This window comes from Bradyrhizobium sp. SOJA106 (assembly GCF_059448745.1).
This window is the reverse complement of sequence record NZ_CM182549.1, coordinates 2,155,807-2,171,725: the sequence shown is the minus strand read 5'-3', so window position 1 is coordinate 2,171,725 and position 15,919 is coordinate 2,155,807. Positions and strand designations below refer to the sequence as shown.

Sequence of the window (15,919 nt, the reverse complement as noted above, 5' to 3'; positions counted from 1 at the left end):
ATGGCCCATAACGACAATAGAACAATGGGAGGCGTCATGTTGCGAATTTTGCGTAACGGTGTTTTCGGGCTCGCAGTTCTGTTAGGTCTTTTCAGCGCCTCCCCTCCCGCCTCCGCCGCCTATCCCGACCGCCCCGTGCACTGGATGATCGGCTTTGCCGCCGGCGGCCCGGTCGACATCGTGGCGCGGATCATGGCGCAGGCGCTGTCGGATCGGCTCGGCCAGCAGTTCATCGTCGAGAACCGCACCGGTTCCGGCGGCAACATCGCGGCTGCGGCTGCGATCAACGCAGCCCCCGACGGCTACACGCTGCTGTTCGTCGCGCCCAACAACGCGATCTCGACCTCGCTGTACAAGAAGCTGCCGTTCGACTTCCTGCGCGACACCGTGCCGGTGGCGAGCATCATGCAGCTCACCAACATGCTGGTCGTCTCCAACGCGTTTCCGGCGAAGACGGTCCAGGAGTTCATCGATTATTGCAAGGCCAATCCCGGCAAGATCTCCTATGCCTCCTCCGGCAACGGCACCTCGGTGCACATGTCGGCCGAGCTGTTCAAGGCGATGACCAAGTGCGACATGATCCACGTGCCCTATCGGGGCTCGGCGATCGCCTTCCCCGACATCATCTCCAACAAGGTGCAGCTGATCTTCGACAACCTGCCCTCCGCGCTCGAGCAGTCGCGCGGCGGCAATGTCCGCGCGCTTGGCGTGACCTCGCCGCAGCGCTGGCCGAGCGTGCCTGACGTGCCGGCGATCGCCGAGACCGTGCCCGGCTTCGAATCGGTCGGCTTCTACGGCATCTCCGCCCCGAAGGGCACGCCGAGCGAGGTGATCGAGATCCTCAACAAGGCCGTCGGCGAGGCGCTGAAGGACCCGAAGGTGATCGCGCGGCTGACCGAGAACGGCGGCATCCCCAAGCCAATGGCGCCAGCCGAGTTCGGCAAGCTGGTCGCCGACGAGACCGAGAAGTGGCGCAAGGTGGTGGAGTTCGCCGGCGTCTCGGTGGACTAGTGGGCTAGTGGCGAGCTTGCGGCTCGCAACCAAGCCATTGGGCGGGGCCGAAGGGCCCCTTCAAATCAAAAATCAAAACAACCCCATGCACAGTAGAAACCTTCAGCGATTACAATGGTTTACAGGATCGGGCGAGCCGGCCCGCGAAAAACCCTTTGACTCGTCGGGCAAAACAGGCGCATAAGGGCATCATTGCCGATTTCGGTAATTCAAAATTTACTGAGCCAAGCCGTGCTGGCGTTCCCGCCGCGGCTGTCAGCATTGCACCCCCGCCTCCATCCCTGTAAACGAACCGCGCACCGTTGCCGGTCGCGCATACGCGCTAGCCGTCCCGCGGCGGGGCCTGTAGCTCAATGGTTAGAGCCGGCCGCTCATAACGGTCTGGTTGCAGGTTCGAGTCCTGCCGGGCCCACCAATGAAATCAGTGGCTTATCAAGCCCGGGTTCGTTTCATCGGAAGCACCGCACCAGATATCGCACCAGATACGTGCGCTTTTCGTTCGCTGGCTGGGTAGCACTTGGCGATTCGGTCGACGGCATCGGACAAATCGTCAGGATTTTGATGGTCATACGTGTTGAACAGCACCTCAAGTTACATCCCGAGATACCTCGCTGGCTGCCACGGATCCGCGCCTCGCTGCATGAGCCAAGTCGCTGCGGCCTGTCGCAGCGTAGCACCGATGGATGCTCGTAACTGAACGCCGCGGTAATCGCTCCCGTGTCTCGAGGAGCGCTCGTCCAACGACAACGCAGGCCTAAGGGAGGGACTCGTTCCCCAACATGCCAACTCGAGCACGGATACCTCGGTCCGGTAGCTTTGGCCGACGCGACCCCACGTTTCTTGGTTTCAGCCTCCTCAAAGTTAAGAAGTCAATGCCATCGTTTGTCGTCCATGCGCGTCCTCAATTTCAGTCTCAACGTAGTGAGGTTGTGGTCCTTCAGCAGGTCCGTCTGATGCAGGCCGAGCACGAGTTAGGCCGGCGGTCGTCGGACCCAGTGCGACATCAATGGATCAACTTTGACGACCAGACCAGCACCCGGTAGATAATCACACAGCACCGCTAAGTCGATGACTGGCAGACGTCGGCCGCCAGCGATTATTGACTGTCGAAGCGAACGAAAGTTTTCCCCGACAGACGAGTACGGCGTCACATTTAATCGCGCGACGATGGAGCAGATGGCGCCGAGTGCGCACACTCGGCGGATACTTGACCGATGTCGGACGCCACCAACTGCACCGGCAGCCGTAGTGGCAAATGCGTCCCGTTCCCATCGGGAACGTGCACGATTAAGAATCGAGCCTGCGATCGACTTTGATCTGGTCACGTGAATCTAAAGTTCGCCACATAAAGTCTGCTGAGCTTTGTGACAGAAGCGTTTGACGGAAGCCAAAATCTGGTCTGCGGACTTGGTCCATTTGAAGGGCTTGGGATTTTTGTTGTGCAGGTCGATGAAGGTACGGATGTCGGCCTCGAGCTGCCTGACGGAGGTGTGAACACCTCGCTGGATCTGCTTTCTGGTGAGCTCAGCGAACTAGCGCTCGACCTGATTGATCCATGACGCGGAAGTCGGCGTGAAGTGGATATGATAATGCGGCCGGCGGGCGAGCCACGCTTTGATCTTGGGTGTCTTGTGGGTGGCGTAATTGTCCATGACGATATGGACCTCGAGCCCTTCAGGGACTTGAGCGTCGATCTCTTTGAGGAACTTCAAGAACTCGACCGCCCGGTGACGCTTGTAGCATTTGCCGATGACAAACCCCGAGGCGACATCAAGTGCAGCAAACAGCGTGGTCGTGCCATGCCGCACATAGCTGTGCGTGCGACGTTCCGGTACGCCAGGCATCATCGGCAAGACCGGCTGCTCGCGATCGAGTGCCTGAATCTGACTTTTCTCATCGATGCTGAGGACAAGGGCTCGGTTCGGCGGGGACAGATAAAGGCCGACGATTCGCGTACCTTGTCGACGAACAGCGGATCGCTCGATAACTTGAATGTCTGGCTACGGTGCGGCTGCAAGCCGAACGCCGCCCACATTCGGCGGATCGTGGTGTGGGAAAAGCCGGTTTCCGCAGCCATCGAGCGGATCGACCAGTGCGTCGCATCGGCTGGCGTCGTCCGCAACGTCCGCTCGATCACCGCGGCAACCTGATCGTCGTTGATGGTTCGAGGGCGACCAGGGCGGGCCTCGTCAAGCAGGCCGTCACAGCGATCCTTCAAAAATCGGCGCCGCCACTTCCCAACGGTGTGTTCGTGGAGGCCGAGTTCGGCAGCCACAGACTTGCTTGGCAAGCCGTCCGCACATCGCAGGATCGCGCGGCATCGCTCAGATAGCGACCGGGCAACGCGATGACGACGAACTTGCCTCTCCAGGTACGTCCGCTCCTGCTGGCTCAGCACTAACGGCGCAATCGGTCGGCCTCTCATACCTGCATTCGCCACAAGCGCTCTCCTCTACAGAGATTCGAGCTATCAACTAATGCGACGAACTTGCGTTCCAGATGACTAGGTCAAAAACTGATTACTGCGCGAGGCGAAGGCTCTTTTCGGGTGCTGACCTCGACGTGGCGGCGGCGGTGGGTTCCGCGGTGGCGGAGGCTTCCATGGGGGCGGCATGCGCGCCGGAGGTTTATTACGGCGGTTACAACAACTGCACATACGACACTTACGGCAACTACGTCTGCCCGGGTCAGTATCCTTATGGATATCGGTACTGACCACATCGATCGAGCGCGGACGGTGCTTGGCTAAGGCTCTCGCCGTCCTGTTCGTTTCGGCCAACAAGCAAATTCCTCGGCTCGAGCCTCAAGCTGTTCCTGCGACCGGATTTGCAGTCGTTCAATCAGCCTTTGCCGCTGCAATCCGATTTGATCTTTTCTGCCCCCGATCTCGGTCGCGATTTGCCGGTCAGTCTTGCCTTGAGCCAGTCGTCTCAGAAGCTTCTTCTCGCGCTGGCTCAGGACGGGCATGAGCGATACATCGCTTGTAGCGGGTTTCCGCTCAGGAATATGGTTCGGCGCGTTAACCCGCCACGTTGGGCGATCCAACGGCGCACCGGACCAGGATACATCAGATACATCATGCGTGTTGCGCCGGAGTTTGTAATAGGCCTTCCGTGAGGCCCAATATCCCAGGCGGCGTGGAAAGCTAGTTCGGCCCGCGAAGTGACGCAAATCCTGTTGGAGGGCAAGGTCGCCAAGACAATCGTGCAAGCAGACGCGCAGAGACCATCGATGACTACACGCTGCCCTGAAGCGCGCAGCCGCTCATACCTGTATATATACTTCTCGATCAACCACCGGGATCATCTGTGATCCGCACGGCGGCATCGCTTGGGTGTGCTCCGGCTGCCAGCAGAGTAGCAACGACCAATCCGGTTCCGCATCTCATGCCCTTTGCTCCGGTGACTTGGCCAGCTCCCACTGCATTTCCATCGTTTCGTGTGGCGCTGCGTTCAAGCTTGATTTAGATCAACGGTGATGTGTGCGTTGGAGCGACCCGGATGTGTCTATCTGGGGGACAATGGGGCGAGTAGGTACTGACCGTTCATCAACATGAACTGTTCATTTGTGAACTTCCGCTTTTTCCCGCATTTCCCCTATGCGGGCCTGAGAGGCGACGAACGAAATTTAGTTGGATATGCAGGGTCGATGACATCTCCGACCGATCCTCGCCTCCAAGCTGCGATGCAGCACCTGATTTGGGCTTTGGAAGAAATTGAAAAGACCGGCAGTAAGAAAGCCGCACAACACGTACGCAGCGCATTGGATGCCCTTCAACGGGGCGTATCGTCAACCAAGTTGAAAGATCAACGTCAGTAGCACCAACTCCCGCACGCGACGCTGACACCGCGCGATGCGCCCGGTTTGAAACGTTAGTTCCAAAGTTCCTACGCAAGCCGGTCGCGCCACGCCATACATCGGATGCTATATCGCTAGAAAGCCCAGCCCGGTGCACTTTGGGCCCTGGGCCAGTACGATCCCCATCGGCTGGTCCGTAGAATCAACCCCAACTCAGCCCCCGAGGTGGCGCCGCATTTTTTGCGACGACACAATTGCGCTCTCGGCAAGGATGATGCGGTCCGGCGGCTGGCCTTCCACCACGCCTGCGCAAGCTCGACTTGGTGGATCGGAGCGATCCGATTTGTGATCCCGTCGCCAAGAGGATGATGGACATTTACATGCGCGGCGTTAGTGATGCCATCGCTCTGGCCGAGCTGACGGTCCGGGAAATCAGAGTGCCGAAGCGGTAAGAGCGCCCCTGTTTAGTGTTCTTCCGGCTTCATTGTCTCTCCGGCGGCGCGACCCCATGCAACTTACCGAGCGTGCCCGTCCTGACGCTTGCGAAATTTGTCAATGAACTCGCGCTGCTGATCGGCATATTCTTGCGCGACCTCGCGAGCTTCTTCCTCGCGCGATTTTGCTGGTTCCGTAGGCTTCTTGGACTTCTTGTCCTGCGACATGCTGACTCGGAAGCAATTCAAGGCGGTCGGCCAACGGTGGCTGTGGCGGGTCGCTCCTCGCTCCAAAAATGAATTGTGCATTTGTGAACTTTGGAACGTCGCCGCGCATCCCGCCTATGCTGCGCCCAAGGGATCAGCGCGATTTTCGCTTGCGGCGTATTCGTTTGCGGCTGAGCCGTTTGACGTTGGCCGCCACCTTCCTTCGATACTGCGCAACAATCTTATCTCCGGATGCTCCAGCCATCAGGCTTGTACCGGCCTGCGCCGCAGCAAACATCTTTTCAGTGACCATGCGCTGGGCTTCGCGTTGCGCCGCTTTGCCGCCCCGCATCAGCTTCGCCATCCGCAGGCCGATCACGCGGTTGCTTTCCAGCCCGAGCATCATCCAGTTCCACATGCAGCGATATTCCCAGCCAAGCAATAGCCTCAGATCACATGAACGCACCGAGTGTGCGCGGTGTCCAATCAAGGCCGCGTGGCTTTTGACGACGGCAATCGCTGCGGATCATTCTGCCGGTAACGCGCGTCCTTATGAGCTAAAGGGTTCCTTCACCGTGCTTTAGGGAACACCCGAACTGGTGATAGCTCGGCTCCAAGGAGCGCTGTGGCGTGGCGTGATCGCTCTCTTAGGAGACAGCTTTCGGGCGGTGGCAATGAGCCTGCTCGGTTATGGCGACACTATAGAGCGCCGCACCCCGGACGACATTTCTATCGAACGGGAGATCGACATCATCGAGGCAGTCATCCAGCGCACCAATAGTGCTGTCCACCTCGTTGGGCATTCGTGGGGTGCCACGGCATGCTTGGCGACAGTCCTCCGTGACCAGACTAAGGTCGCAAGCATGCCTTGATCGAGGCAACCCCATTCAATCTGCTTCGCCACTCCGGCGATCTCGCGCTGTACGAGCAAGTGCGCGCGGTGGCCGACGCTTATGTTCGCGCGTGTGACGACGGAAAGCCGCTGGCTGCGCGAAGCATCATCGATTTCTGCGGCGGCGACGGCAGCTTTGACGCCGTTCCATCCCGGACCCGGGACTACATTGTTGCCACCACGCCGACGAACCTTCTCGACTGGTCGTCGGGGCGGGGGTTCGATGTGCCGCTTGCCGCCTATGCGAACATCACTGCGCCAAGCCTCTTCGTGCGAGGCGAGCGCGGTCATCCAGTCGTTCAGCACGTCGCCGAGCTGCTGACTAACGCAGTCTCCAGATCGTCGCTGGTGACCGTTCCCGGCGCCAGCCATTTCATGATTGCGACCCATGCGTCGGATGTCGCAAGGCTCATCCGTGCGCACGTTGCATCGGTTGAGACACGCTGCACTGGTTAGCAACCGATCCGCACGGCATCGGCTTGACCTAGAATCCCAATTGTCGAGCGACGGCGCGTCAGGCAATCGGCATCATGGCGCGAGTGTGCCAGGAGGGCTGCACTGCGCGCCGGGAGCGCCGCGCTTCGAGGTGAAAGGATTTCTTCACCTTGATCTCTAAAACACACGAAGCGGCCATAGCCGGGACGAGTTCGCGTTGAAGAATGAGACAGTCGCTGCTGGGGGCCAACCGGAGACAATCCGATGAACACTCGGACACTTGCTGCAGCGCTCGTGGGAGCAACTCTGTTCGACCTTACCGCCGCACAGGCCGCGCCGAAGCCCAAGGCACATCAAGCGGGCGCGGTCATCGTCACAGTGACGAACTCGCGCAAAGCGGATCTAGTCCAGCTGGAGGCGACCAAGTCTGGCTCTGCAGACTGGAAGGAAGTACTCGGCCCGCTGAAACCCGGCAAGCAAGCGTCAGCTAAACTGCCACCGGCCAGCGATTGCCGCTTCGATCTGCGCGGGACGTTCGATGACGGCCAATCGGCGGATGCTTCCAGCATCAACGTCTGCGCCGATAAGACGCTCAACCTGACCGATTGAGCACGGGCTCTCTTCTCGCGCTCCGCATCAACAGCACGACGTAGGCAGACAGCAGGCGCAAGGCCACAGGAAGGCCGCACAGCGCAACCGGGCGACAGGGGACGGGAGCGACCCGCGCCAGCGCCATGTGAAACGAGGGCCTATTAGGGCCCCGCAAGTTCGGACGGGCCTCTCGCCCGTCCGGCAGCAACAGAAATATACCTTTATCTTCAGGCGCTTCCGGCAATTTCAACAGGCTGGAAAAATTGCTGGCGGAAAGGACCTACACGATCATGTTGCGTCGAGTGGAGCGCGTGAGAACCGCCCCCGCAGACAGCAAGCGTTTCCTCCAATTCGCTTGGCGCGACTGTATTCTATCGCCTGTTCGCCGGCGTCGGATTTGCTGAAGTCGACGGACCGCTCTTGTACGTGTATGCGAAGGACGAAAGCACCGCTGCGGAGATTGAGGATGACTTCGCTTTGGTGATTGCTGACTTAGCTACAGAGATCTTGAAACGTCTCATCGTCGTGCTGCCTACCCAAACTTCTCCTCTCTGATGAACGACGACCTGGTAGGCGCCACCGAATCGGTCCCGGGAAGTTGTTGGCAACGCTTAAAGCGCGCTCCTCCTCCGTCTCGAGAGCTATCTTTAGCTATCTTTTGAGCGAGCATGACATCGCCCTCGACCAAGCCACCCAGCGGGACGAAACACCAGCCCGTGCCGAGCCGCCCGTACTCGTCTTCGTTGATATTCCCGGATGTTCCCTGCCGGATGCGGTAACGCTTCCCGCTGTCGCATCCTACCACATCGAAGTACCCCTGGTATAGAACTCTGCCCTTTGCTCAGGCGAAAGCCAGGAACGCAGCAGTCGCAGCGCACAAGCCTGAATCGTCTTCTCGGCCTTAGCTGCTTGATAAAGTCTGCCAATCGCGACGCTTCGATGGAGCCACAGGCCGATGCGTTGAAGCCCTCTCGTCACCAGATCATCACCCGCCCACGAGCCGCGGGAAAAACAGTGTCTCTTCGGCAGTCGGATCGAACGCGGTGATCCTGGTTATCTCACCGGGCCCCTTCCGCACCGCCGCTGTATATCCTTTGAGGGCAAATTCCAGAAAACGCTTCTCCGCCTCTGCCAATGCTTCTGCATTGGAGTTGTCGAAGAAGTGCTGGCTATCGCCGCTGTGATCCATCACGATTTGGATTGCCATGCTGAGGCTCCCGATTGCACTTCAGAGGGAATGTGAAAGCCGAGGTCTCGTTCCTAAGTTCGCAATTGACAGCTGTGAGACTTTCCACATTGCGGGCACCGCGTTGCGCTGGGTGCGGATCGCTGGCCGAAAAAAAACGCCCCAGCACAACCCGCCGGAGACGTTGGAGGCCTCGACAGTAATGGGGGGCCGCCGAGGCGTGCTAAGGTCTAGGAACATCCGGCAATCGGGTATGTATGCCTTTGGATATAACCGGTGCCCTCGATCGCTCTCTCTGAGTGACAGACAGGCTTTGCTTTTCCACACCCACAAGAGGCTGTAGGTCGCGCGGGTTCGAGGCCACCATCGATCTAAAATTTGCGAGGTACTTACGATGCCGCTTGAATGGCGGCATGCCTCGCCCAGTCCGACGCCCCAAGCCCACGCATGCTGACGGTCGCCGGTTCAAGATCACCTTCGGCGGAGATGCGTGAGACGGGCTCGCGCGGCGTCCTAGTCTACTGCCATTGCGGACACCGCGTTGAACTGAGCGCTGATCGCTGGGCTGATGACGTCCGGTTGTCAGATCTCCAGCCGCGGTTTGTCTGTCAGGGGTGCGGCTCTCGGGGAGCCGACGTTCGGCCCCGACTTCGAGCGCGGCGATGCACGACTTGCAATCGTAGGCCACCCGGGCAGTGATCAATTCAGATCGAAGTCACAGGTGCAAACCGATAATAAACCGGACGGCGAAGAATGAGCCAGCGGCGACAACAGCCGTCGCACTGATCGCAAACAGGACTCTCCAAGTCTCGTCCAATCGACGCCTCGTACAGACACGGCGCCCGTGGTGGCCCCAGCATCGGGCCGGGGGGCATGATGATGCTGGGGCCTCCGGACAGGCTCTTGCCTCCTGGGACAGAGGCCGTCACCCGCGAGACACAAGCACATTTCCGATCAGCTGTTTCTTCGCTTGCCGATTATTCCCGGATGTGTATCCAAATTCCCACAGCTCTGCTGATAAAGGAAGGGCCGCAGGTGCCGCTCTGGTACGCCCCTGCGCCGGCGCCGCGACGTTCCGCACGATCGGCGCGGCACTCTTGAGGGCTCTAAGATGTTGCTCGTATCGGATCAAGCTTCCTGCGTTCCCGTGGGCGTTCCGAAATCAGTATCAGTCGAAGGATTGCACCGTGAGAGCCAACATGGCACGGCTTATTTCCCAGCCCAATGCTCCCGGCTGCCGATCCAATTGTGGTCAGAGCGCCGGGGGCGAATGGCCTAAAAAGTTCCAAGTCGGAACTGGCGAAATGGTTCGCGACTGGCGGCGGACATGTGTTAGGAAATTCTTACCGGAGCTGGCGCATATTCTACTTGTTTTGATTTTGAGAAGTGGCCGCAGCACGAGGACTGCTGCGGCCTTTTGCTGACAGCCGCTCCGGCGAACGTTTTCCGTTCAATTGACAACTTTGTGGTTCGTTGCCGTTGGAGACAATACCTATGTCTGAAGAAAATTGCCTGATTGTCCGAGCTGCCGGCAGGCAACTGGACCTTTTGCGCGCCGAAGCCTTTCGTATCGCCAAAGGTGCAAATGTTGGCTGGTGGACTGACCGCGCGCAGGTCGGCACCAAGTTCTGCTTTGAAGACGCCAAGGCAAAAGCGTCATTCGCGGCGGCCTGCAATAACCTCGGTATTCCCTACAGAGAAAACTAGTCAACGAAAAACCCGCCGGCCTCGACAGCCAGCGGGTTCTCAATGCCCATGCGTACCGCGGTACTCGTCACCAATCCGCGATGATCTATCGTAAGCCGGTCTCGGTTGATGCCCGGTTACCGCTCGACGCCGGTGGGTCATGAGGCGCTGCCAGTCTCGTTTTTTGGGCCCTCCGCCGCGGCAACGCGATACTTGCGGATCGCCCCCGCCGTGAGGGTCTCTGCCAGAGTAATTCTGGGGAGACATGCGTGTGCGGCGCGTGATGGCCTGAGGATTGAAGTGGTAGCGGGCGAAAGAGCAATGCCACCGCTGCCTCTGAAAGGCTGGAGGCGAGCGTAAACCGACTGACGCGTCTGACCTAGCCGTTCTCCAATTTCGTTGGCAGTGGCTCCGTCGCCAAGACGGGAGATTAATCGCCCCTCCTCTTCCGGTGACCAAGATCGGCGCAAGTTGCGGCTTCTCGGCAACGTGGCCTCGTCCGAGCTTATGGGCGCGGAGGCGCGAGCCGACGCGATTTATCGAGAACGCGATTGGGTTGTTCAACCCGCGTCGGGTGCGGCGATCGACTAGGCTCAGATGCGCGGTCAAACCGCACCATCCAAGCGGCTCGACGGGCATAGCTCCCTCGAAGAGCGGTCCCACCCCCCGCAGGTACATCATCGTCGTCCATGCCACGAGAATAGCTCAGGACAGTTTAGAAGACGTGGCCGAAGGTCCGACGGTACGGGCGACATGACGATCGGGATCGTCGAAGTTTTGTGTTGGGCTGCGGCTATTGCAAGCTCGTCGCGACAACAATGACGTCCCCGTGACCCCTCATCGAGGCTGGGCTTCGCTGCCATGGCCAGTCAAGCGCGCACGCACAAATTATGCCGAGAGAGGTACGACGCAGCATGCCAATTCTCTCAAGTCGAAAGATATTTGCCGTTCAAATGCAAAACAGGATGCGAGACCTCTCCGGGAGCGAACGACCAATGCGAAGGAACGGCAGCATGTGTTCATGACGGGCTTGAGGCGCTCTGCCTCCCAGTCGAGCTCATTCGCCACAATCCGCGGACGCCGCCCCGCCGTGCGGCACTCCCAGCCATCAGCCGCCGAGCCGTCGGCGGCAAGTTGGGGAGAGGCCTCGACGCAGCGACAGGAATAACTGTCTGGTAGTTAGCTCATGCTTCCAGGTATGAAGCAGCGGATGCCAAAACCATCTACTGGGTCCAGAGTCCAAACCATCGTCCGACCAGCGCGGTTTGGTTCCGTAATTACTGCGTCGTGAGGAACATCGACCCACTCGCCGATTAAACGGACGCGATAATGCCCATCCTTGGAATCCCAATCCGTATCGGCGACAGCGTGGCCATCGGCCACCGAACAACAACGGCCCTTGCCGCTGCTTAGCTGATCAAACCATTCTTTAAGGGGTGAGCTGGAATATTGGCCGCCTGGATCGCGCGCCGATACATTGCCAATCAAGAGCGCTGTTGCGATGCCGAGGACTAACCGGCGCGCTGTGAATCTCATCTCACCTCAGCCACGATGTGCTACTTTCAACCAACATACATCGCGGTAGCGAAAGCGCAAAACATGAATTCACCCGGCGGAAAGACGCCTCGGGCAAACTCAAACTAGAGTCCGTCATCACCTCTACTCGGGCGTGAATACATTCATCCTCGGCGGAAACAACCATCTTCTGATCGACGGGCTTCCTCACCAACATCGATTTGGTTTTTTGGATGGTCGTCCGACGAGAGCGCATATCCGACCGCAGCCGTAGTATTTGCACATGCCTTTCTAGGGGCCCTACACCGAAATAAGGGATAATGGCGCAGAAGCGTAGTTTAGAGCAGACCCGCGCTGAAGGTGACAACCTCGGTTTACTGGACGAGACTTGAATTATCGGTAAAGCTTGTTGTGGGGGCAACGTGATGCCGGACGATAAATTTCATTACGACCGCGATTACCTGCGCCTTCTCGAATTTAGCCCGTTTGAACGGCGGCCGCGCGGGGGCTGGCGGTTCGGCACCAAGATAATCAGCGACGTGATCGTCGATCGCTTGCTGGCCAGCGGCCGTGCGGAAAGTTCTGGCGTTCATTTACTCCTGAAGCGGAGTCCGCATGAGTGTCAAAATCATCATGGCAACGATTCTCCAGGATGAACTTGTTTCTCGCGGCGTGATTTCATTCACATCCACCGAATATGAAACAATTGTTAGCCGACTGCTGCAGCAGCTTACAGAACTTCAACTAAGTCTGGCCGCCAGCGAGGTGGCAACGAAGCGACCCCGCACTAAAAAGATACCGCATTCCAAAACGCGCAATATACGCCGGCCCACCGAGCCTTAGGCTGCCTGTAACGAATCGAGATAACTTCCGACTTCGATCTTAAGCCGATCGGATTGTGATCACACTGCATTCGCGGCATCGAGAAGCCGCGCGGCGGCGCTACCGACCTCCTCGGATGCGCCATTTGTGCTGCCTTGGCGCGGTCATCAGCCTACCTCAGGTTGGCGGCAATTCCGCGCGGCACTCTGCCGATCGACCGCGGCTCCGATCTCGCCTGACATACCATTAGCCGCAATCGCGTTACAGGGCGCCCGCGATCGCTTTCGCCGACCTGAGGCAGATGACATCGTGCGGTCCTAGCTGGCTCTCGCCCTGCTCCAGTCGCTTCGATTGAATCCGTTTCGCGAGCTCAGGATAGTCGATGCGAGTTCGGTTGCAGGGACCGGGCGGCTGAACAAGAACCCTTGCGCCTCGTTGCATCCTTCCGCCTTCATCTGGTTCAACTGCTCAACTGTTTCGACCCCCTCCGCCGTTGTTGTCATACCAAGGCTTCTTCCGAGGCTGGTAATCGCCCTGACGATCAATTTTGATCCGTTTGTCGCCGTTGCGTCACGGACGAAGGACTGATCAATTTTGATCTTATCAAAGGGAAAACTGCGGAGATAACTCAGCGACGAATAGCCGGTACCAAAATCGTCCAAAGCGATCCGTAACCCGCGCGCCTTCAATTCATGCAGCGTCGCGATAGTTTCGGAGCTATTGCCAAGGAGAACGGATTCGGTGATTTCGAGCTCGAGCCGGTGCGGCGCCAGCGCTGACATATCGAGCGCGTTGGCGATGGCGCTCGCGAGTTTCGGATCGCGAAACTGAGTTGGCGAGACATTGACCGCAACTTTTAGCTCGTTCGGCCAACTAGCGGCATGCTCGCAGGCGCGGTTTAGCACCCACTCCCCCAGCGGATTGATGAGACCTATTTCTTCTGCGAGCGGAATAAATTGGTCGGGCGGCACCAGCCCCCTCTTCGGATGCTGCCAGCGCAACAATGCTTCGAGGCCGCTGATCCGGTCCGTCTGCAAGTCATAAATCGGCTGGTAGAACAGAGTGAACTCGTCCTTGTCCATAGCCTCGCGCAGATCGATTTCGAGCGCTCGGCGGCTTTGCAGGCTTACGTCCATTGCTGGCTCGAAGAACCGCCATGTTCCCCTGCCGTCCATTTTGGACCGGTACAGCGCCATGTCGGCGTTTTTCAGGAGCTTTTCGCGTGTCGTACCATCATCGGGCGCGAGCGAGATTCCGACGCTGCACCCGACGATGACGCGATGCCCATTCAGTTCATAGGGCGCTCCGACACGCTCCACGATGCGCTGGGCGAGGTGCTCGGCCTCTTCGGCGTTTTGGACTTCGGATTGAATGACCGCAAACTCGTCGCCACCCAAACGCGCAACGGTATCAACCTCTCTGACGCACGCTCTTAACCGGTCGGCAACCGCGCAGAGCAGCGCGTCGCCCACAGGATGTCCCAAGGTATCATTGATCTGCTTGAAATTATCCAGATCGATACAAAACACGGCAAACCCTGTCCCTCGGCCGGCCTCCGCAACGGCCTGCTCGATCCGCTCGCCGAAGAGAGAACGGTTCGGTAATCGGGTCAGAGCGTCATGGCGTGCCATGAACGCGATTTGAGATTGCGCCCTTTGTTGCTCGGTCACATCTTCACAGCTGATGAGCCAGCCGCCGTCGGATGTGGAGCGATGAGCGATCGAGACGATGCGTCCGTCGCTGAGCTGCTGGAGGTAATTGCCGCTCCCGCGGCGAGCCAGGAACTCCTCGCATTCCGCCAACAGTTCGGCCACAGTCTGGCTGCCATGATTGCCGGCGGCAACGCTTAGGCGGAGGACGTCTTCGAACGTCAAGCCTGGACGCACGAGCTCCGGCGAAATATCAAATATCTCGCAGAAGCGACGGTTGACGACCTGCAGCCGTCCCTCTCTATCATAGAGACAGAGTCCTTGCGACATGTGCGCGAGCGCCGCATCCAGTCTCAGATTGGTCGCATGCAGCTCGGCTTTCTGCTGCTTCAAGCCTGTGATGTCGCTGTAGACGAGCATCACGCCGCCTTCCTGGGTCGGGCTGCGGCTGACCCGCAGCCACCTGCCATCGGGGAGCTGGGCTTCACTCTCCACGCTATCGACATTGCTAAAGTCATCTCGGAGAGCGAGTCCCGGTGAGCTGTCGTCGCTTGACACCCGCGTCCCCCGCAGCAAACCTGGGTGAACAAGCTGCGGCAAGCAATAAATGAATTCGCTGGCCCTGGAATTGGATAGGGCGATCTGGCCATCGTTATCGAGGAGCACGACTCCCTCACGGGAGTTCTCGAGTGCATCGGAAAGCCGCGCCTGGGCCGAGCGTCGCTGCTCCACCTCTCGATCCACCATCGCTCTGATGTTGTCCCGCATCCGTCCCATTGCGCTCAGGAGGGTACCGAGCTCATCATTGCCGCCTTTCGGAATGTCTGCGTTCAAATCACCATCCGCGATGCTCCTTGCCGCTTTGGAGGCAATCGCGACTGGACCGATAATCCGACGTGCCAACATCCACGAGAACAGCGCGGAGAGAAGAAGGGCGCCGGTTAGCCCAACCACGTTGAGTTGCATATCCCGCCTGATCGCAGCAAGCGCACGTTGACGGAATAGAAAGCCATCACCGGCCGTATAGTTCACAAGCAATTCAATCTGCTGATTGACGGCGTTGGAGTACTGACCGAGATCTTCGATCTCACGTGCTACAATGCTCCCATGCTCGTCAGCAGGCGCTTGAAGTGAGCGACGATGGAGCGCGGTCCACGCTTTTGCGGCCTCCTGGACATTGGCGGCCGCTTTTGCGGCGCGCGCGGATTGTGACCGTTCCGCTGCGATCGTCACGTCTTCCGACAACGACTTCGCCAGTTGATCAATTTCGGCTTCCAGTCGAGCACGGACCAACGGATCCTTGGTGAGGAGGCGTTGTGCAGACGCCACACGCATGGCAGCGAAGTCGGCGCCAGCCGCGCGCGCGTAATTGATCGACATCAGTGACTCGTCGAAGGTTCTGGCAACCAGGTCGCCGGCATGTCGAATGCCGAGGGTGGCATAGCCTCCGAGGGCTGCCGCTATCGCGCTCATGGCAAGACAAAAAATCAATATCCCTGTTCGGATCGAGCCGCGCGTTTCGGCGTACCGTGGCAGGCAGGCCATTGTGGACCGAAGCGCCTCAAGAGCCGCTTTCGGCTGACGCACAACCCTGCCGACGAAAAGACTCATCGCGGTCTCTTTCGCTCTAAACAACTAATCGCAAACGTGGGGCGCGGACGCAGTCCGGCTGCCTCCGCCTCAAATTTCCCTA

Annotated in this window: 14 protein-coding genes, 1 tRNA gene and 1 pseudogene; 8 read left to right on the top strand and 8 right to left on the bottom strand. The window is 58.9% G+C overall.

What is annotated here, in order from left to right:
- Window positions 1–36 precede the first annotated feature (36 nt).
- Together AC5V87_RS09565 and AC5V87_RS09560 are read left to right on the top strand one after the other, a co-directional pair.
- Window positions 37–1,011, top strand: coding sequence for a Bug family tripartite tricarboxylate transporter substrate binding protein (locus AC5V87_RS09565; RefSeq protein ID WP_456840361.1), 975 nt, complete (start codon window positions 37–39; stop codon window positions 1,009–1,011).
- 339 nt (window positions 1,012–1,350) lie between these two features.
- Window positions 1,351–1,426, top strand: a tRNA-Ile gene (locus tag AC5V87_RS09560).
- 916 nt (window positions 1,427–2,342) lie between these two features.
- On the opposite strand, the pseudogene AC5V87_RS09555 reads toward AC5V87_RS09560, so the two are convergent.
- Together AC5V87_RS09555 and AC5V87_RS09550 are read right to left on the bottom strand one after the other, a co-directional pair.
- Window positions 2,343–3,451, bottom strand: a pseudogene (locus tag AC5V87_RS09555) (IS630 family transposase).
- Window positions 3,452–3,756: 305 nt separating this feature from the next.
- Window positions 3,757–3,978: a LuxR C-terminal-related transcriptional regulator gene (locus tag AC5V87_RS09550; protein ID WP_495370790.1), complete on the bottom strand. Its 222-nt coding sequence runs from the start codon at window positions 3,976–3,978 to the stop codon at window positions 3,757–3,759.
- 585 nt (window positions 3,979–4,563) lie between these two features.
- On the opposite strand from AC5V87_RS09550, the gene AC5V87_RS09545 reads away from it, so the two are divergent.
- Complete coding sequence (locus AC5V87_RS09545; RefSeq protein WP_495370789.1) at window positions 4,564–4,830, top strand: hypothetical protein; 267 nt, start codon at window positions 4,564–4,566, stop codon at window positions 4,828–4,830.
- Between the two features lie 494 nt (window positions 4,831–5,324).
- Here AC5V87_RS09545 and AC5V87_RS09540 read toward each other — a convergent pair whose 3' ends face one another.
- Window positions 5,325–5,471 carry a hypothetical protein gene (locus tag AC5V87_RS09540; RefSeq protein ID WP_495370788.1) on the bottom strand — a complete coding sequence of 49 codons (147 nt, stop codon included), beginning with the start codon at window positions 5,469–5,471 and terminating at the stop codon, window positions 5,325–5,327.
- 133 nt (window positions 5,472–5,604) lie between these two features.
- Window positions 5,605–5,868, bottom strand: a complete 264-nt coding sequence (locus AC5V87_RS09535) for a hypothetical protein (RefSeq protein WP_495370787.1) — start codon at window positions 5,866–5,868, stop codon at window positions 5,605–5,607.
- A gap of 256 nt (window positions 5,869–6,124) precedes the next feature.
- Here AC5V87_RS09535 and AC5V87_RS09530 point away from each other — a divergent pair, with 256 nt between their 5' ends.
- From AC5V87_RS09530 to AC5V87_RS09520, 3 genes are all read left to right on the top strand, one after another.
- Window positions 6,125–6,322 carry an alpha/beta fold hydrolase gene (locus tag AC5V87_RS09530; protein ID WP_495370786.1) on the top strand — a complete coding sequence of 66 codons (198 nt, stop codon included), beginning with the start codon at window positions 6,125–6,127 and terminating at the stop codon, window positions 6,320–6,322.
- Entirely contained in the window at window positions 6,319–6,798 is a 480-nt protein-coding gene (locus AC5V87_RS09525; RefSeq protein WP_495370785.1) for an alpha/beta fold hydrolase, read from the top strand. Before AC5V87_RS09530 ends, AC5V87_RS09525 begins: the two co-directional genes overlap by 4 nt.
- A gap of 243 nt (window positions 6,799–7,041) precedes the next feature.
- Window positions 7,042–7,386, top strand: a complete 345-nt coding sequence (locus tag AC5V87_RS09520) for a hypothetical protein (protein ID WP_495370784.1) — start codon at window positions 7,042–7,044, stop codon at window positions 7,384–7,386.
- Window positions 7,387–8,353: 967 nt separating this feature from the next.
- On the opposite strand, the gene AC5V87_RS09515 is transcribed toward AC5V87_RS09520, so the two are convergent.
- Window positions 8,354–8,575, bottom strand: a complete 222-nt coding sequence (locus tag AC5V87_RS09515) for a hypothetical protein (protein WP_495370783.1) — start codon at window positions 8,573–8,575, stop codon at window positions 8,354–8,356.
- A gap of 1,473 nt (window positions 8,576–10,048) precedes the next feature.
- On the opposite strand from AC5V87_RS09515, the gene AC5V87_RS09510 reads away from it, so the two are divergent.
- Window positions 10,049–10,261: a hypothetical protein gene (locus tag AC5V87_RS09510; RefSeq protein ID WP_495370782.1), complete on the top strand. Its 213-nt coding sequence runs from the start codon at window positions 10,049–10,051 to the stop codon at window positions 10,259–10,261.
- A 1,158-nt stretch (window positions 10,262–11,419) separates the two neighbouring features.
- Here the strand turns inward: AC5V87_RS09510 and AC5V87_RS09505 are convergent.
- Both AC5V87_RS09505 and AC5V87_RS09500 read right to left on the bottom strand, forming a co-directional pair.
- Complete coding sequence (locus tag AC5V87_RS09505) at window positions 11,420–11,776, bottom strand: hypothetical protein (RefSeq protein WP_495370781.1); 357 nt, start codon at window positions 11,774–11,776, stop codon at window positions 11,420–11,422.
- A gap of 353 nt (window positions 11,777–12,129) precedes the next feature.
- Window positions 12,130–12,348, bottom strand: coding sequence for a hypothetical protein (locus AC5V87_RS09500; protein WP_495370780.1), 219 nt, complete (start codon window positions 12,346–12,348; stop codon window positions 12,130–12,132).
- Between the two features lie 22 nt (window positions 12,349–12,370).
- Here AC5V87_RS09500 and AC5V87_RS09495 point away from each other — a divergent pair, with 22 nt between their 5' ends.
- Complete coding sequence (locus AC5V87_RS09495; protein WP_495370779.1) at window positions 12,371–12,598, top strand: hypothetical protein; 228 nt, start codon at window positions 12,371–12,373, stop codon at window positions 12,596–12,598.
- A 296-nt stretch (window positions 12,599–12,894) separates the two neighbouring features.
- On the opposite strand, the gene AC5V87_RS09490 is transcribed toward AC5V87_RS09495, so the two are convergent.
- Window positions 12,895–15,837 carry an EAL domain-containing protein gene (locus tag AC5V87_RS09490; RefSeq protein WP_495370778.1) on the bottom strand — a complete coding sequence of 981 codons (2,943 nt, stop codon included), beginning with the start codon at window positions 15,835–15,837 and terminating at the stop codon, window positions 12,895–12,897.
- Window positions 15,838–15,919 lie beyond the last annotated feature (82 nt).